The organism is Massilia sp. 05N420 (genome assembly GCF_056397205.1).
Map to the genome: position 1 here is coordinate 71,541 of NZ_JBFTMX010000005.1, position 16,939 is coordinate 88,479.

19 protein-coding genes are annotated in these 16,939 nt (G+C 65.7%); 8 read left to right on the forward strand and 11 right to left on the reverse strand.

Annotated elements, in window-relative coordinates; all coding sequences use genetic code 11:
* The first annotated feature begins 5 nt into the window (after positions 1-5).
* A complete protein-coding gene (locus AC1DIX_RS04325; RefSeq protein WP_477322249.1) occupies positions 6-674 on the forward strand; it encodes an alpha/beta hydrolase in 669 nt (222 codons plus the stop codon).
* Positions 675-678: 4 nt separating this feature from the next.
* The gene (locus AC1DIX_RS04330) at positions 679-876 is read left to right on the forward strand and encodes a hypothetical protein (protein WP_441934518.1); all 198 of its coding nucleotides are present in this window, start codon (positions 679-681) and stop codon (positions 874-876) included.
* A gap of 2 nt (positions 877-878) precedes the next feature.
* On the opposite strand, the gene AC1DIX_RS04335 is transcribed toward AC1DIX_RS04330, so the two are convergent.
* From AC1DIX_RS04335 to AC1DIX_RS04370, 8 genes are all read right to left on the reverse strand, one after another.
* Complete coding sequence (locus tag AC1DIX_RS04335; protein WP_477322251.1) at positions 879-1,610, reverse strand: LytR/AlgR family response regulator transcription factor; 732 nt, start codon at positions 1,608-1,610, stop codon at positions 879-881.
* Complete coding sequence (locus tag AC1DIX_RS04340) at positions 1,607-2,677, reverse strand: sensor histidine kinase (RefSeq protein WP_477322254.1); 1,071 nt, start codon at positions 2,675-2,677, stop codon at positions 1,607-1,609. The genes AC1DIX_RS04335 and AC1DIX_RS04340 overlap by 4 nt, the downstream gene beginning before the upstream one ends.
* A complete protein-coding gene (locus tag AC1DIX_RS04345) occupies positions 2,674-3,234 on the reverse strand; it encodes a transcriptional regulator (RefSeq protein WP_477322256.1) in 561 nt (186 codons plus the stop codon). Before AC1DIX_RS04345 ends, AC1DIX_RS04340 begins: the two co-directional genes overlap by 4 nt.
* A gap of 8 nt (positions 3,235-3,242) precedes the next feature.
* On the reverse strand, positions 3,243-3,806 hold the full coding sequence (locus tag AC1DIX_RS04350; RefSeq protein ID WP_477322260.1) for a transcriptional regulator: 564 nt from the start codon (positions 3,804-3,806) through the stop codon (positions 3,243-3,245).
* 137 nt (positions 3,807-3,943) lie between these two features.
* The gene (locus AC1DIX_RS04355) at positions 3,944-4,498 is read right to left on the reverse strand and encodes a carboxymuconolactone decarboxylase family protein (RefSeq protein ID WP_477322263.1); all 555 of its coding nucleotides are present in this window, start codon (positions 4,496-4,498) and stop codon (positions 3,944-3,946) included.
* 213 nt (positions 4,499-4,711) lie between these two features.
* Positions 4,712-5,563 carry a fumarylacetoacetate hydrolase family protein gene (locus AC1DIX_RS04360; RefSeq protein WP_477250852.1) on the reverse strand — a complete coding sequence of 284 codons (852 nt, stop codon included), beginning with the start codon at positions 5,561-5,563 and terminating at the stop codon, positions 4,712-4,714.
* 70 nt (positions 5,564-5,633) lie between these two features.
* Complete coding sequence (locus tag AC1DIX_RS04365) at positions 5,634-6,848, reverse strand: YbfB/YjiJ family MFS transporter (protein ID WP_477322268.1); 1,215 nt, start codon at positions 6,846-6,848, stop codon at positions 5,634-5,636.
* Position 6,849: 1 nt separating this feature from the next.
* Positions 6,850-8,877, reverse strand: coding sequence for an FAD/NAD(P)-binding protein (locus AC1DIX_RS04370; protein ID WP_477322272.1), 2,028 nt, complete (start codon positions 8,875-8,877; stop codon positions 6,850-6,852).
* Between the two features lie 227 nt (positions 8,878-9,104).
* On the opposite strand from AC1DIX_RS04370, the gene AC1DIX_RS04375 reads away from it, so the two are divergent.
* The 3 genes from AC1DIX_RS04375 (at position 9,105) to AC1DIX_RS04385 (ending at position 12,213) form a co-directional block, all read left to right on the forward strand.
* Positions 9,105-9,926, forward strand: coding sequence for an alpha/beta hydrolase (locus tag AC1DIX_RS04375; protein ID WP_477322275.1), 822 nt, complete (start codon positions 9,105-9,107; stop codon positions 9,924-9,926).
* A 100-nt stretch (positions 9,927-10,026) separates the two neighbouring features.
* Positions 10,027-10,482: a cache domain-containing protein gene (locus tag AC1DIX_RS04380; RefSeq protein ID WP_477322278.1), complete on the forward strand. Its 456-nt coding sequence runs from the start codon at positions 10,027-10,029 to the stop codon at positions 10,480-10,482.
* A 63-nt stretch (positions 10,483-10,545) separates the two neighbouring features.
* Entirely contained in the window at positions 10,546-12,213 is a 1,668-nt protein-coding gene (locus AC1DIX_RS04385; RefSeq protein WP_477322282.1) for a methyl-accepting chemotaxis protein, read from the forward strand.
* 3 nt (positions 12,214-12,216) lie between these two features.
* Here the strand turns inward: AC1DIX_RS04385 and AC1DIX_RS04390 are convergent, their stop codons facing one another.
* A complete protein-coding gene (locus AC1DIX_RS04390) occupies positions 12,217-12,786 on the reverse strand; it encodes a DNA-3-methyladenine glycosylase (protein ID WP_477250857.1) in 570 nt (189 codons plus the stop codon).
* A 179-nt stretch (positions 12,787-12,965) separates the two neighbouring features.
* Between AC1DIX_RS04390 and AC1DIX_RS04395 the strand changes: the two genes are divergently transcribed.
* The 3 genes from AC1DIX_RS04395 (at position 12,966) to AC1DIX_RS04405 (ending at position 16,113) form a co-directional block, all read left to right on the forward strand.
* The gene (locus tag AC1DIX_RS04395; RefSeq protein ID WP_441934494.1) at positions 12,966-13,835 is read left to right on the forward strand and encodes an HDOD domain-containing protein; all 870 of its coding nucleotides are present in this window, start codon (positions 12,966-12,968) and stop codon (positions 13,833-13,835) included.
* A 91-nt stretch (positions 13,836-13,926) separates the two neighbouring features.
* Entirely contained in the window at positions 13,927-15,078 is a 1,152-nt protein-coding gene (locus AC1DIX_RS04400) for a tetratricopeptide repeat protein (protein ID WP_477322287.1), read from the forward strand.
* Positions 15,079-15,111: 33 nt separating this feature from the next.
* The gene (locus tag AC1DIX_RS04405) at positions 15,112-16,113 is read left to right on the forward strand and encodes an alpha/beta hydrolase (protein WP_477322291.1); all 1,002 of its coding nucleotides are present in this window, start codon (positions 15,112-15,114) and stop codon (positions 16,111-16,113) included.
* Between the two features lie 6 nt (positions 16,114-16,119).
* Here the strand turns inward: AC1DIX_RS04405 and infA (AC1DIX_RS04410) are convergent, their stop codons facing one another.
* Both infA (AC1DIX_RS04410) and infA (AC1DIX_RS04415) read right to left on the reverse strand, forming a co-directional pair.
* Entirely contained in the window at positions 16,120-16,380 is a 261-nt protein-coding gene (gene infA, locus AC1DIX_RS04410) for a translation initiation factor IF-1 (protein ID WP_441934488.1), read from the reverse strand.
* Between the two features lie 209 nt (positions 16,381-16,589).
* The gene (gene infA / locus AC1DIX_RS04415; RefSeq protein ID WP_441934486.1) at positions 16,590-16,856 is read right to left on the reverse strand and encodes a translation initiation factor IF-1; all 267 of its coding nucleotides are present in this window, start codon (positions 16,854-16,856) and stop codon (positions 16,590-16,592) included.
* Positions 16,857-16,939: the final 83 nt, after the last annotated feature.

The following is a 16,939-nucleotide window of genomic DNA, read 5'->3' on the forward strand; positions in this document are numbered from 1 at the left end:
CATGCATGAGCGAGCTGCTCGACCACGTCACCATCGACACCAGCGACAACCCGGAAATCTCCGTCATCTGGCTGCATGGCCTGGGCGCGGACGGCAACGACTTCGTGCCCATCGTGCGCGAGCTCGACCTGGCCGGCCTGCCGGGCATCCGCTTCATCTTCCCGCACGCGCGCACCATGCCGGTCACCGTCAACGGCGGCTACGTGATGCGCGCCTGGTACGACATCACCGGCGCCGAACTGACCCGCCGCGAAGACGAAACCGGCCTGCGCGCTTCGCAGAAGGAAGTCGAAGCCTTCATCGCGCGCGAAAAGGCGCGCGGCATCCCGGCTTCGCGCATCGTGCTGGCCGGCTTCTCGCAGGGCTGCGCGATGACCATCCAGACTGGCCTGCGCCACCCGGAAGCGCTGGCCGGCATGATCTGCCTGTCGGGCTATGTGCCGCTGTCGGCCACGCTGGCGACGGAACGCACCCCGGAAAGCCTGTCCACGCCGATCTTCATGGCCCACGGCCGCCACGACAACGTGGTGCCTTTCTCCCGCGCCGAGCAGTCGCGCGACCTGCTGGTCTCGCTGGGCTACCAGGTCGAGTGGCACGAGTACGCCATGCAGCACTCGGTGTGCCTCGAGGAAGTCCAGGCCATCTCGGCCTTCTTCAAAAAAGTATTGGGCTAAAGCGATGGCGAAGAAAGAAGAACTCGACGAAGAGACCATGGCGCTGATCAACTGGTGCATCGAGGTCGAGAAGCACCTGGTGGCCGGCGGCGCCACCCAGAAGCAGGCGCAGGACTACATCGAAGAGAATGTCGAGTGGTTCACCGACATGTTCTACGATGAGTTCACGCCGGAGCAGGCGGCCAAGGAAGCGCTGGCCTAGCTTTACATGCCGCGGAACAGGTGCTGGAAACGCTGACTCACCGGCAGTCTGGCGCCATGTTTGCGCAGCTGCACCCATAAGGTTCCATCCTCGGCGCGCGCCGCCGCCGCGATCCGCTTGATCGCCACCATGTAGCCGCGGTGAATCTGCCAGAACGCGCCGCCGTCCAGCGACTCCGCCAGCTCCTTCAGGCTCAGGCGAATGTGCGCTTCCAACGAATCCGTCACCACCCGCGTGTACTTGGCGTCCGCGCAGAAGTAGACGACGTCGGCCAGGTCGATGAAGTGGATGGTGTTGCCGACTGTGGCCTGTAGCCAGGCCGGCTGGCTCTTCGGCGGCGGCTGCGTTATCCGTGCCAGGTCCGGCGGCGTTGCCTTGATACGCGCCCGCGCCCGCTCGAGCGCACGCGCGAGGCGCTCCATGCCCAGCGGCTTCATCACGTAATCGACCGCGCCTTCGTCGAAGGCTGCCAGGGCATGGTCGCCGAAGGCCGTCACGAACACGACGTGGGTGCGCGCCCCGAACACGCGCGCCAGTTCCAGGCCATCCAGGCCGGGCATGCGGATGTCGAGGAAGGCGACTTGCGGCGCCATCTCGCGGCCCAAGCGCAGCGCCTCGATGCCATCCTCCGCCTCGACGATGCGGGCTTCGGGCCACAGCCGCGCCAGCGCTTCCGTCAGCTCGGCGCGCAGCAGCGGCTCGTCGTCCGCAACCAGGATGCAGGGCCCGCTCATGCCGCCATCTCCAGACCCGGCTTCCCGTCCAGCTTTCCGTCCACAATCGGCAGCGTCAGCACAGCCTCGGTCACGCCGGCCGGCGTGCGGCGCAAGTCGAATGTGGCCGCGTCGCCGTACAGCGCGGCCAGCCGCTGGCGCAGGTTGCGCAGGCCGACGCCGCTGCCCAGCACCGTGGCGGCTATCCCTGCCCCGTCGTCGCCGACCGTAATCGTCACCGCTGCGCCGGCGCGCTGCGCGTCGAGGCTCACGCTGACGGGGCCGGGCTTGCGCTCGGCGCCGTGCTTGACCGCGTTTTCCACCAGCGTCATCAGGAGCAGCGGCGGCACGGGCATATCGGCCAGGACGTCAGGGCAATCTAGGCGGTAGCGCAAGCGCTGGCCGAAGCGGATCGCCATCAGGGCCAGGTAGTGGCCAGCGAGGTCGAATTCGCGGCCCAGGGTCGAGTCCTGGCTGCGCATGTCGGGCAAGGCGCTGTGCAGGTAGGCGATCAGGTGTTCCAGCATCTGCGCGGCGCGCTCCGGATCATGGCGCGCCAGGTAGCGAGTGTTGGCGAGGGTGTTGTACAGGAAGTGCGGCTCGACCTGGGCCTGCAGGGCTTTCAGCTCCGCGGCCAGCACCGCGTGGCGCAAGCCGGCCAACTGTTGGGCGCGGGCGCGGACCTGGGCCTGCCACAGCGGCAGGCCGAGCGCCAGCGTGCTCACGCCAAAGGTGCAGGCCAGCACCTGCAGATCGGGTAAGCCAGCCAGGCCCTGCGATCGCATCCAGGCATGGTAGGGCGCGAGCGCTGCCAGCGTCCCCGCGCCGGCAGCAAACAGGAGCGCTCCCCAGGCCTCGCGCCAGCCCAGGCGGGATCCGAAGATGCGTGCGCCCAGTAGCAGGATGGCACAGGTCAGCAGCATCGGCCCCAGGATCGCCGTGAACAAGCCGATCAGGGAATACCGTTGCAGCCAGGCGGCGCCAGACACGAAGGCGCACAGCGCGGCCAGGCTGCACAAGCCCTGGCGCGCGCTGCAACCGTACAGGCGCCGTACAGCCGCGGCGGCGGTGTCGTCCTGCACACTCACAGGACCGGCACCGTTGGCAACGGACGACCGGGCTGCATGCTGTCCACCGGGACATCCTGACCGACCTGGTCGAAGCCGAGGCGGTCGATCCATACCTGGCCCTTGCCAATATTGTTCACGCCGAACACGATGACCGCGGCGTCCTGCGGCACGTCCAGCACCACACTGCGTTCCTGCCAGTCGGTGCTACCCGTGATCGGCCTGTCGGCGCTGTTGTAGAAGGCGATGCTGCGGCCGGCACGGCTATCGACCCGCATCCACAAGCCCGCCCAACCGCTCACGTCCTGGGTCTTCACGAAGGCGCGGAAGCGGATGCGCTGGCCGAGGTAGTTCTGTGCCGAGATTACTTGTGCCAGCGCGGCCCAGGCATTCGGATCGTCCGCCTTGTTGCGCAAGAATTTGGCGCCCCGCACACCGGGGTCCTGGTCGACGCCGGCCGTGAATTTCTGCGGGTGCATGCCGGTGACGACCCAGGGAGCCTGCAGCGGTTCGGGAGCCGCTGCGAACGCCGCCGCGGAGACGGCGATGCCGGCGGCAAACATGGCACAGGTCTTCATTGCGGCCCTCACAGCGTCGGCGACACCGACAGCGAACGGGCCGGCTGTATGCTGTCGACCGGCACGTCCTGGCCGACGGTTTCGAACGCTAGCTGGTCGATCCAGACGGTGCCCTTGCCGGCGCCGATCACCCCGAACACGATCGCGCGGGCATCCTGCGGGACGTCCAGCACCACGCTGCGCTCCTGCCAGTCGGTGGTCCCCTTGATCGGCTTGTCTTGGCTGTTGTAGAAGGACAGGCCCGGCCGGTTGACGCCGTCGACGCGCATCCACAGGCCGGCCCAGTTGCCGACATCCTGGGTGCGTACGCGCGCACGGAAGCGCACCCGCTGGCCGACGTAGTTCTGCGCCGAGATCGCCTGGGTCAGCGAAGCCCAGGCCTTGCCATCGTCGCTTTTATTGGTGAGGAACTTGGCGCCCTTGACGCCGTCTTCCTGGTCTACGCCGGCCGCGAATTTCTGCGGATTCTCGCCGGCCAGCTGCCAGGGTGCCGGCAGCGGTTCCGGTGCAGCGGCCAGGGCCAGGACCGAGGTGGCGGCGATCGCCGCTGCAAGCACGTAGTGTGGTTTCATTCATGTCTCCGTTGGTTGAGGGGTGGTGTTACGCCCCTACTTTGCCTGCCGGAAGCGCAGCGCGTGGCACTGCGCGACGAAAGCCCGGAAGGCGGCGACGAACGCGCCAACGCGTCGATAAGCCATCCCGGCAGCCCTCATTCCGGCAGCGGATCCGCGCTCGACGCCGGCGCCGCGGTCTGCGCGCTGTTCATCACCATCGCCAGGAAGGTGTAGTAGCCGTTCACGCCCATCAGGTCGACCACGCCCTGCTCGCCGAACAGCGCCAGCGCATTCTGATAGACGCGGTCGGAGACCCGCTTGTCGCGGTGCAGCTCCACGCAGAAGTCGTACACCGCCTCTTCGTCGGCCGGCATCGCCTTCGGCCGCCGGCGGTGCGCGATGGCGTCGATCAGGTCCGCCGCGATGCCGGCCTGCAGCGCGATCGGCGCGTGGATCGCCCACTCGACCTGCTGGTCCCATTCGCGCGCGGTGACGAGGATCGCCAGCTCGGACAGCCGCACGCCGATGGCGCTGCGGTAGCGCAGATACTCGCCCATGCGCTGCGCATGGGCCATCAGCTCGGGGCTGTGCAGCAGCGGCACGAAGGGCCCGTAGAGGGCGCCGCGCGGGCCGTTGACGATCTCTTGCGCGGCCGCGCGCTGGGCGGCGGTCCAGGCGTCAGGAGGGATGAGGCGGAGGCGGTCTGTCATGCAGGAAATATTCGCATGCCGTCCGGTAAAAATCAAAAGAATCCCGGCGCTTCGCGCTTATTTTCAATCCTCAATTTTTTGGAGGGGATTCCGGGCTCGGCTAGAGGAGGCGTCATTCCCGCGCAGGCGGGAATTCAAGGTCAGTATGCGGTCCAGCGAGCAAACTTGGGTTCCCGCCTGCGCGGGAACGACGTTTAAGGCAGCGGGCCTATATCAAGCCTTCGGGTAAGCCACCACTTCCTGCTGCTGCTCCCCCAATCCCGCAATACCCAGGCGCAGCTTGTCTCCCTTCTTCAGGAAACGCTGCGGCGTGCGGCCCAGGCCCACGCCCGGCGGGGTGCCGGTGCTGATGATGTCGCCCGGCTCCAGGGTCATGAAGCGCGACAGGTAGCTGACGATTTGCGCCACCGTGAAGATCATGTTCGAGGTATTCCCGGTCTGCACGCGCTTGCCGTTCAGTTCCAGGTAGAGGTCGAGGTCCTGCACGTCGAAGATCTCGTCCTTCGTCACCAGGAAGGGGCCGACCGGGCCGAAGGTGTCGCAGCCCTTGCCCTTGTCCCACTGCGAGCCCATCTCGAACTGGAAGGCGCGCTCGGAGACGTCGTTGACCACGCAATAGCCCGCCACGTACTTCAGCGCGTCTTCTTCGCTGACGTACTGCGCGCGCTCGCCGATGACGACGCCCAGCTCGACTTCCCAGTCGGTCTTCTTCGAGCCTTTCGGCAGCTGGATCGCATCGTCCGGGCCGGACAGGGAGCTGGTCGCCTTCATGAACAGGATCGGTTCCTTCGGAATTGGTGCGCCCACCTCGGCCGCGTGGTCCGAGTAGTTCATGCCGATGCCGATGAATTTGCCGACGCCCTTGACCGGGACGCCGAAGCGCGGCTCGCCGCGTACGATGGGCAGGGTCTTCCAGTCGACCTTGGCCAGTTTGCGCAGCGCCTTTTCGGACAGCACCGACGCGTCGATGTCGTCGATGATGCCGGCCAGCGAGCGCAGGCGGCCTTCTTCGTCGAACAGGCCGGGTTTTTCCTTACCGGGGCGGCCGTAGCGAACCAATCTCATATTCTTCCTTTGCGAGTAAACCGATCCCGCATTCTACTTGACCTCGCCGTCCGCCACGTCGCGCGCCGCCTCAKGCGATGCCGGGCTGGGCGCCGCCGGTACGGTGCCTGAAGCGCAGCATGGCGATGGCGACGATGCACAGCGCCGAAACGGCGAGTGCGGCGGCGCTGATCCAGAACAGGATTGCGTACGACTGGCGGCCATGCATGAGCCACACCATGCCGCTGGCGCCGCCGGCCTGGGCCAGCGAAAAGCACAGGTTCATCGCGGTCCAGTTGCGCCGGTGGTCTCCGGCGCCGCCGATCTCGAGCGCATAGCTGGATGCCGCGCCGACGATACCCGGCGAGAAGAAGCCGACCAGCACCGACGACAACAGCAGCGTCACCGCGCCGTGGGAAAACATCGGCAGCGCCACGCCGAGGGCCTTCAGGCCGAATGCCACCGCCAGCGTACGGTTCAGGCCAAAGCGGTCGGCGATCACGCCGGTCAGGTAAGGGCCGCATGCCGCGCCCACGCCGAAACAGGCCCAGAAGAAGCTGGCGACGGCCAGGGGCTGGTGCAGTTCGCGCGTGATGTAATCGGCCCAGAACAGGGTATGCGGCAGGTAGCCGATCGCGTTCAGCGTATAGGCGAGGCACAGCAGCAGGATCGGCAAGGACAGGCGCGGCCAGCCCGGGGCTGTCCGGTGCGCCGCCGCTGCCGTGGGTGCGGCGGCCGGCCAGTAGCGCCATGTTAGCGCGGTCAGCAGCGCGCAGACGACGCCCAGTGCCAGCCAGGTCACCGCCAGCTGGTAGCTCGCCAGGCTGGGAACGATGGTGGAGGCGGCGACGATGCCGAGGCCGACACCGGAAAAGATGACGCCGCTGGTGCGTCCGCGCCGCGCCGCCGGCGTGCGCGGCAGGATCAGCACCGGCGCCTGCACCATCAGGATCGCACCGCAGGCGCCGGCGACGGTGCGCCACACCACGAACCAGGCCAGGCCGCCATCGCGCCAGCCGCAGGCGAAAAAGCTCAGCGCGCACAGCAGCATCGACAGCCGCACCATGCGGCCGGCCCGGCAGCGGCGCGCCAGCAGCGATGCCAGTCCGATGCCGAGCAGGTAGCCGGCCAGGTTGGCGGCGCCGAGGTAGCCTGCCGCGGTCAGGTCGAACCATGCCTGCCGCACCAGCAGGGGCAGGATCGCGGCATAGGCGAAGCGCCCGATCCCGACCCCGGTCAGCGTGGCGGCCATGCCGCACAGGCCGGGGCCGGCCTGTGCGAGGCGGGTACGCAGCGCAGCGCCCACCTCAGGCCCCGGTCAGGGCGAGCGGCGCAACCGGAACCTCCGGCGCTTCGGCGTCGGCCGGCTCCGCCGGTCTCTCCAGCGGATAGGCGAGCGCCGCGATCCCCGCGCCGGGTTCCGCCAGCTCATCGGTCGCCTGCAGCAGCCGCAGACGCGCGCTGCGCTCGCCGATCGCGTCCATCATGCGGCCGACGGCACGCCCGGCGTCGACCATCGTGGTCGAATTGGCGCCGGGACGCGGCAGCACGAAGGTGTAGAACTTGCATCCTTCGACCAGGGTGCCGAGCGCCCACAGGCTGGACTGCGGAGCGCCGTCGCGCCCGATCACGTTCATGTTGCGGTCGACGGTGATGCCGCCCGGATGGAAGCTGCCGTTCATGAAGGGCGACACGATCCCGCGCTGCATCATCTTGCGCATCAGCGGCGACTTGTCCTCGCGCGGCCCCGGCAGCGAGGCGCGCCCGCGTACCAGTACGTCGGCCGTTTCGGTCTCGCCGTTCCAGTGGCTGCGTACCAAGAAGCGGCCGGAGTGCTCGTCCAGGACACAGCTCGCGCCGGGTCCGAAATCGGCCTGCACGATGCCGGCGTCCATCAGCGCGAGCAGCTGCGCGATCCTCTCCTTCGGCGGTCCGACCGCCAGCCGGTTCATGATCGGCAGGAACTCGGACAGCACCCAGCGGTGCGACTGCTCGGTCAATCCGCAATAGTCGATGGCGCTGCGGATCACGTCGCGCACGTCGCGCAGGACGTCGCAGGCGGACTTCAGCGGTCCGTCGAGGTTGCCGAGGCAGGCCTGCTCGAAGTCGCCCCACATATAGCCGCGCAGCCAGTCGTCATACTGGCGCCGGCTCTGCAGCGCGCGGGCGGGAATCGGGTTGACCAGTTCGTCCCACGACAGCTGGTCGCGCCGGGTGACGTACTTGTCGATCAGCTCCTGGCGCGCCGCCGCACTGCCGGCCGCCATGAACTCGTTACTGAAGGTTAACGCGGTGAGCTTGTCCAGCTTGCGGTACAGATACGAGAAATAGTAGGCGAACTGCATGTCGCTCCAGAGCAGCGGCATGATCTGCCGGTCGAAATCGAGCTTGCCGCCCGGCGTTTTCGCCCGCAGTTCCTCGACCCTGGCCATGGTCAGGAATTTCGGCTTGTACTGGCCGAACACGCCTTTCTGATTGGTCGCGCGCGCCATCAGCGGCAAGCCCGAGCGCGAGTACAACAGGATTTTCGGTTCCTTGCCCGACGGCCGGTAACGCAGGCGGCCCACCGGTTCCATCTTGCCGCATGGGACGAAGCCGCCGCCCCGGCCGGAGGTCAACTGCGCCAGCAGGTCGAAGGTGGTCAGGCCGATGCCTTCGATGGCGATAGTGTCGCGTTCCTTGACGCTCGAGACGGCATTACGGATCGGATAGGGTTCCAGCACGACCTGCAGGCTCGGGTTGTGGGCGCGCGCGCGCTCGACCTTCTGCATCAGCGCCGACTCGGCCTCGCTCGGCAGCTTGCGCGCGTGGCCGGTGGTCAGGAACACGAAATCGACCGGATAGGCGCAGCCGTCGTAGAACACATTCCAGCCTTCCCCGTTGGCCTCGAGATCGTCGACGTTGGCGAAGTTGTGCAGGAAGATCTTCACGTGCGGCGGCGCCATCTTCTTCAGGTACTCGAAGCCCCAGCGCAGATAGTCGCCGAACAGGGCGCGCGAATAGTAAGCGTTGCGGTCGATGACCAGATGCTCGGCCGCCACACCCGGTCCCCTGCCGCTTTTGCTGCCGAGCCAGTCGGCAAACGAAGGCCCGTACAGGAGCGGTCCGGCGCCGCGGACGGTGTCGTCGGAAAACTGCGTCATCTGGCAAGCGACCGTGTTGACCAGCAGGTGGTCTGCCTGGTCGGTGGTATGGCAGCCCGGCCCGAATTCCTTACCGTCAAACAGGTACAACCCCAGCGGCGTTGCATGCGGATCGTTCCGTGCATACGCGATGATGCGGTCGAGCACCGAGATACCGCGCGGTCCCAAGCCAATGACTGCGATCTTGTACATGTGAACCTCATATGGATGAGATGAGTGCATTTTTTGAACAATGGTTCATGAATAAAACAAACCAATGATAGATAGGCGGCCAAGGACAAGATTGCGCATCCGCAACTTTTTAAGGTCTAGGGCAATATCCGTGGGTTAACGTTTTGCCTTGCGTCCTGTCAAGGAAACGCTTGCGGAACAGAACGACACTGCGAATTCGCTTTGCTCACGATCACAAGGAGGCCTGAATGAAGTCGACCAAGCTGGGACGCCGTACCTTCCACCTCGCCGCGCTGGGCAGCCTGTTCCTGGGCGGCGCGGCCTCGGCCGCACGCCCGGCGGCATCGCCTGTGCCGAACAAGCCGAAGACCTTCGTGCTGGTCCATGGCGCATGGTATGGCGGGTGGTGCTGGGACGCGGTCGCGCACGCCCTGCGCGCACGCGGCCATACGGTCACCGCGCCGACCTGCCCGGGGCTGGGCGAACAGGCCCATTTGCTGTCGAAGGACCTTTCGCTATCGACCTTCATCACGAGCATTGGCAATCACATCCGCTACGAGAACCTGAGCGATGTGATCCTGGTGGGGAGCGGCTTCGGCGGCGTGGTGATCAGTGGCGTCGCGGACCGCATGCCGCAGCTGCTCAAAAGCATGGTGTTCGTGGACGCCATGGTGCTCGACAGCGGGCTGTCGGTGTTCGAAGCCCAGCCGGCCGCAGTGACGAAGAAGCGCCTCGAACAGGTGGAACGCCAGGGCAAGGGCATCGCGATTCCGGCGCCGCCCGCCAGCTCCTACGGCGTCGCCGACAAACAGACGATAGAGTGGCTCAGCGAACGCCTGGCGCCGCAGCCGGTAGGCACCTACCAGGAAAAGCTGGTGCTGAACAACCCTATGGGCAATGGCGTTCCGCGGATTTACATCGATTGCGTCGCATCGCCGTTCGAGCCCCTGGTCGAGGTCAAGAAGAATCTCAAACGCCAGCCGGATTGGAAATGGGTGGAGCTGAACACCCATCACGATCCGATGATTACTGAGCCGTTGATGCTGGCCGACTTCCTGGCCGCCGTCTAGCTTGTGCCAGCGCAACTTATTTGCGGACCCGGTGTCGTACATTAATTAATGCAAATAGGAAACATTTCTTTTCGAATTTTTCTTAGAAAGGAATCCCGCCATGAAGCTGCTGTTCACTGCCGCCGCACTATCCTGCGCATTCGCCATGGGCAATGCCTGCGCCACCGACGCAAGCGAAAAGGATGCCGTTGCACTGGTCGAAAAAGGTGTCGCCTTCATGAAGGCGAACGGCAAGGACGCCATGATCAAGCGGATCAACAGCAAGGATCCGGAGTTCTTCAAAGGCGAACTCTACCTGCACATGCGTGACGCCAGGAACGCGATCATGCTGGCCCATCCGGTCAACCCGACACTGATCGGCAAGGACCTGATCGACGTGCCCGATACCAACGGCAAGATGTACCGCCGCGAAATGGTCCAGCTGGCAGCGACCAAGGGCAAGGGCTGGTACGACTACACCTACAAGAACCCGGTCAGCGGCAAGATCGAACCGAAGACCACCTATATGGTGAAGGTCGACGACGTCGTACTGGAAGCGGGCATCTACAAGAAATGACGGTGTAATGTCGAGCGGGGTGCGATTCCGGCCGGCTCGCCGGCCATTACTGGCGGGGGAAGCATGCTGAAAAAATTACGGATCGGTCCCAAACTGCTGCTGGCGCCGACCCTGGTGCTGCTGCTCCTCATGCTGCTTTCGGGTGCCGCCTATTACGGCATGGTGCGCCAGAACGCATCGCTGGAAAACATCGTGCAGGTCCGCACCGCACACCTGAAGTCCGCAGCCGATATCTCGGGCGACGCCAAGTACGCGCATGGCAACATCTACCAGCTGCTGGCATCCATCAGCGGCAGCTTCGGGCAGGGACGGATCGATGCGCTGGTTGCTGACATCAAGAAGAAACACGAAGCGCTGCAGGCCCGCCTGGCGGCGCTGGCGGACGCATCGAATCCCGCCGAGCGCAAGCTGGTCGAATCGTCGATCAAGGCCCTGGCCGACTACCGCAAGAGCGCGACCGACAGCATCGAACTGGCGCAGGTGGACCATTCGCTGGCCACCGGTTCGATGCGGCTTGCGGAACAGCGCTTCGGCGTACTGAACACGCAGCTGGCGCAGCTGTCGGCGCTCGAACAGCAACTGAGTTCTCAGGCCCACGACGCCGCCAAGGCCGAGTTCCAGATGCTCGGCATGACGATGGCGGGTCTGGTCGTGCTGTCGATCGCGCTGTCGCTGGTGGTGACGATGCTGGTACGGCGTGCGATGCTGGCCGATATCCACGCGATGTCGGAAGTGGTCGGCGAACTGGCCAACGGGCGACTCAAGCGCGGCGCCGGCAACGACGGACGCGACGAGATCGCCGACACTTCGCGGGCGCTCGACCATTCGATCGCCACCCTGAACGAGACCCTGCGCAGCATCCTGGCCTCGGTCCACTCGATCGACACTGCCTCGAAGGAAATCGCCAGCGGCAACCTCGACCTCTCGACCCGCACCGAGCTGCAGGCCGGCTCGCTGCAGCAGACCGCCAGCGCGATGGAGACCCTGACCACGGCCGTCAAGGGCAACGCCGACAACGCGCGCCTGGCCACCGGGCTGGCGGCCGAGGCGGCGCGGCTGGCGGCCAGCGGCGGCCAGTCGGTCGAGCGCGCGGTGGCGACCATGGAATCGATCCGCGCCAGTTCGCGCAAGATCGTCGACATCATCGGCGTCATCGACGGCATCTCGTTCCAGACCAACCTGCTGGCGCTGAACGCGGCGGTGGAAGCGGCGCGCGCCGGCGAACAGGGACGCGGCTTCGCGGTGGTGGCCAGCGAGGTGCGCACCCTGGCCCAGCGCTCGGCCTCGGCGGCGAAGGAGATCAAGGCGCTGATCGCCGATTCGGTCGCCATCATCGACGGCGGCAGCGCCTCGGTCAACGAAGCCGGCGCCAGCATGGGCAGCGTGGTCGCCTCGGTGCAGCAGGTGAACGACATCATCAACCGCATCAGTTCGGCCAGCACGGAACAGGCCGACGGCATCGCGGAAGTCAACCGCGCGGTCGGGCAGATGGACGACATGACCCAGCAGAACGCGGCCCTGGTCGAACAGGCGGCGGCGGCGGCGGCCAGCCTGCACGAGCAGACCGTCAACCTGGCGCGCGCGGTATCCGTGTTCCAGGTCGAGGGCGTCGAGGCGGCCGATAAGGCCGAGCAGGAACGTCGCGCGCCGGACAGCCCGATGCGCGCCGGCGGCAGCCGGGGGCCGCGTCCCGCACTGGAAAACCGCCAGGGCCTGCGGCGGCGCGCCTAGCCCTCATGGAAAGCGCTTGCTGACGTAGCGCGAACCCTTCAGGCCGAAGCGCCACGGCACGTCGACCGCCTTCGAGATGCCGATCCGCGGGCCAGTCACCACCTCGATGCCCTTCGGCGCGGCCGCCAGTTCGAACGGCGGCTGCGCCAGCGACGACCCGTTCAGCGCCCGCGTCACCCCCAGCGCCTGGCACAGCTTGCCGGGCCCGGAGCACAGCAGCCACTCGTCGGTGGTGCCGCGCCGCTCGCGCATCGTCTCCAGGCCGGCGACCGGTTCGAGGGCGCGGATCAGCACCCCGGCGCCGTGCCCCTGCTCCATGCAGACGAAGTTGAGGCACCAGTGGATGCCATAGGAGCGGTAGACATAGGCATGGGCCGGCGGGCCGAACATCGCGAAGTTGCGCTCCGTCGGTCCGGAATAGGCGTGGGAGGCCGGGTCCTCGCCGTCATAGGCTTCGGTTTCGACGATCCGGCCGCCGACGCCGTCGACCAGCACGGTCACGCCGATCAGCCGGCGCGCCACCACGTCCGAACGGGCGGAGAAATCGATCCCCGCGAGAATGAAAGAAGACATGTGACAATCTTATAACGGCCGCGTCCGCCAAGTCGCACGGTCGCCTCTGCAGTGTGACAACGGCAACTGTCTGATTTGCCACACAAAATGAATACTTTGATGCAACTTGGCTTGTGCTGGTTTATAGTGACGAGCTTTGCACATCTTTCCGTGCAGCATCGTTTTCCCCCTCCCCTGCCATGAGTACAGCATCCGCCCTGGCGCGTCCCGCCGCCGCCGAGGATCCCGTCGACGCCCTGATCAAGTCGATCCGCATCCCGCCTCGTCCCAGCCTGCTGGCGGACCTGCAGCGCGAGCTTGCTTCGCCGGATCCGAGCCCGGAGACGATCGGCCGCATCGTCGCCAGCGACGTCGGCATGTCGGGCGCCCTGCTGAAACTGGCCAATTCGGCCATCTACGGCGGACGGCGCAAGGCCAAGTCGATCGAACAGGCCATCCTCTTCCTCGGCATTAACCAGGTCGCCTCGCTGATGACCGGCCTGCTGGCGCGCCAGGCGATTCCCGCCAACAGCGCGGCCCTGGCCAGCTTCTGGGACGTCTCGACCCGCCGCGCCCAGGCCATGGTATTCCTCTCGCGCCGCCTGCGCATCGGCGAGCCGGACGTGGCGCATACCTTCGGCCTGTTCTGCGACACCGGCCTGCCCCTGCTGATGGACCGCTTCGCCGACTACGGCGCCACCTACGCCGCCGCCTCGCTCGAAGCCGAGCGTCCGTTCACGGCGCTGGAAGAAGAGCGCCACGCCACCTCGCACGCCTCGATCGGCTGCCTGCTGGCGCGCAACTGGGGCCTGTCCGACCATGTCGTCTGGGCCATCCTGCACCATCACGACTACGCCGTGCTGGAAGACGCGCATACCGCCGGCGCGGTGCGTTCGCTGGTGGCGCTGTCGCTGCTGGCGGAAGCCGCGATCTGCAAGTACCAGGGCCATGCCGAATCGCTCGAGTGGAACAAGGGCGGCGTGCGCGCCTGCGCTTATCTGGGCCTGTCGGCGGAAGAAACCGCCGAGCTGCTCGACGAACTGCACGAAGCCTTCCACGACGACCAGTAACGAGCAGTAAGCTCCCCCCTCGAGAGCGTCTTTACATCTTCTTCGCACCGGCAGATACTGAAGGAAAAGTACACCGGACACGGAGGAGAAAATGAGATACCTCATAGCGTTCATGATGGTCCTGCTGGCCGGCTGCGCCAGCGCGCCGCCGGCCCCGGCACCCGACCTGTACCGCGACGCCGCCTTCGGTCCGCCGACGGAAAAGATCAGTACCGCCGACCTGTTCGCGCTCAGCCCCGAAATGCGCGAGTATCTGCACAGCTCGGCCTTCAATACCTATCTGCGCAACCGCGGCAAGGAATACGGCCTGCTGGAAGCCCTGTACACCGGCAGCAAGACCGGCCTCAAACTCGACTACGACGCGAGCTATACCCGCAACGCGGCCGAGACCTTCCGCGACCGCGCCGGCAACTGCATGTCGCTGGTAATCATGACGGYCGCCTTCGCCAAGGAACTCGGGATGACGGTGCGTTACCAGGACGTCATCATGGAGGAAAGCTGGAGCCGCAACAACGGCTTCTACCTGCTCAGCGGCCACGTCAATCTGCTGCTGGCCTATCGCGCCCCCGACCTCTACGGTTCGGATCCGGAACGCGCGCTGGTGGTCGACTTCCTGCCGGATGCGCGCGCCGACAAGCGCTATACCCGGCAACTGGACGAAGAAGACATCATCATGATGTTCCAGAACAACCGCGCCGCCGAAGCCCTGGTGCAGGGCAAGCTCGACGATGCCTACTGGTGGGCGCGCGCGGCCACCAGCGGCAACCCGCGCACCGCGCTGGCCTACAATACCCTGGGCGTGGTCTACGATCGCCGCGGCGATTTCGCCATGGCCGAGCGTGCGTTCCGCGCAGCGCTGGCGCGCGAACCCGAAAGCGTCATCACCCTGCGCAACCTCGAACCGGTGCTGACGGCACAGGGCAAGACCGAGGAAGCCAGGGCGGTCGCCCAGCGCGCCGCCAGGATCGAACCGGCTCCGCCCTTCCTCTACTTCAACAAGGGCGTCACCGCCTACCAGCATGGGGAATACAGCGAGGCCAGAGATTTGTTCGCGCGCGAAGTCAGGCGCGCCCCCTACTACGACGAATTCCATTTCTGGCTGGCGGCGAGCCTGCTGCAGCTTGGCGAGGTCAAGGAAGCGCGCGAACAGCTGACCCTTGCGGCCGATACCAGCACGCGCAAGGACACGCGTAATCTCTATAACGCCAAGCTGGCCCACCTGCGCCAGCTCGGCATGCGTTAATCTTCGTCCATCACCAGGCACAAGGAGAACTGTTTGCCCAGCCGTATCGTCATCGAATCCTTCCACAGCCCCATCCTGGCCGGCAATCCCCTCGGGGACCCGGCCCGGCGCGACATCCCGGTCTACCTGCCGCCCGGTTACGACGAGGAGCATGCACGCCGCTACCCCGTCGTCTACCTGCTGGCAGGCTTCAACGGCCGCGGCACGACCTTCCTGAACGATACGGTATGGGACGAGAACATCGTCCAGCGCCTGGACCGGCTGATCGGCAGCGGGACCATGCGGCCGGCGATCGTCGTGATGCCGGACTGCCTGACCCGACTGGGCGGCAGYCAGTACATCAATTCCAGCGCCACCGGACGCTACGAAGACCACCTGGTGCAGGAACTGGTGCCCCACATCGACCGCAGCTACCGCACGCTGGACAGCCGCGATTGCCGCGCCGTGGTGGGCAAGAGTTCGGGAGGATATGGCGCGCTGATGCTGGCGATGCGCCATCCGGGCATCTTCGGCCTGACGGCCTCGCACAGCGGCGACCTGTATTTCGAGTTGTGCTACAAGCCGGCCTTCGTCGCCTGCGCGCGCGAACTGGCACGCCTGGGCGGCATCGACCGGCTGATGCGCGACCTGCACACGATCCGCCCGCGCGACGCCGGCTACCGCGCGGCGGTCAACACGCTGGCGATGGCGTCCTGCTATTCGCCGGATCCGCAGGCCCCGCACGGCTTCGTGCTGCCCTTCGATCCGCACAGCTGCGAACTCGACGAAGCAGTATGGCGCCGCTGGCTGGAATGGGATCCGGTGCACCTGGTGGACGAATACCGCCGCGCGCTGGCGTCGCTGCGGCTGATCTACCTGGACGCCGGAACGAAAGACGAATTCAACCTGCAGTACGGCGCCCGCATCTTCTGCGAGAAGCTCAGGCAGCGCGGCATTCCCTTCGTGCACGAGGAATTCGACGACAGCCACCTGAACATCCCCTACCGCTTCGATGCCTCGTTCGCCGCTATCTCGCAGGCGATGGCGGTCGATTAAATTCGATCAGTGCCGGCGCGGACGCGCCGGCGGCTTCGGCATGCCATGCTTCTCGAGGTGACGGAAAGTGATCCGTCCCTTGTTGAGGTCATACGGCGACATCTCCAGCGTGACGCGGTCGCCGGCGATGATGCGGATGTGGTTCTTCTTCATCCGGCCGGAAGTGTATGCCACCAATTGGTGACCATTCTCGAGGTCGACGCGGAAGCGCATTTCCGGCAGCACTTCAGTCACCTTGCCATTCATTTCAATCAGCTCTTCTTTCATCTCGTGTCCTTTAATCATGTGATTCGTTAACGCCAATGCCCAATCCCAGGCAATGCTGACGCAGCGCCTGGGGCGGTTGACAGGGTCGAAGTCGGGAAAAGCGGCTCCGGCTGCAGTGTCGAGCCGTGTGGAGACTGGGGGGATGGAGCAGATATGGGGACGTTGCGCCGAAAAAAAAGGGCTGGCGCCCTTTTACGTTCGCCGTGCTGTCAGCGGCGGCCGCGGAAGCTCGACCGGGCTGCCGGTGCGCCGCGTTTTTCGATGTGGCGGAAGGTGATGCGGCCCTTGCTGAGGTCATACGGCGACAGCTCCAGGCTGACCTGGTCGCCGGCCAGGATACGGATGTGGTTTTTCTTCATCTTGCCCGCGGTGTAGGCGATCAGCTTGTGGCCATTTTCGCAATCCACACGAAAACGCGAGTCGGGCAAAACTTCCGAGACAACGCCATTCATTTCGATCAGTTCTTCTTTTGCCATCTGCATACTCCAGTTCGGTAGGATGGTGAAAAAAAAGCCCGCTCACTGCGGGCTTCGTTTCAATGTGACGCCAATGCCTTAAT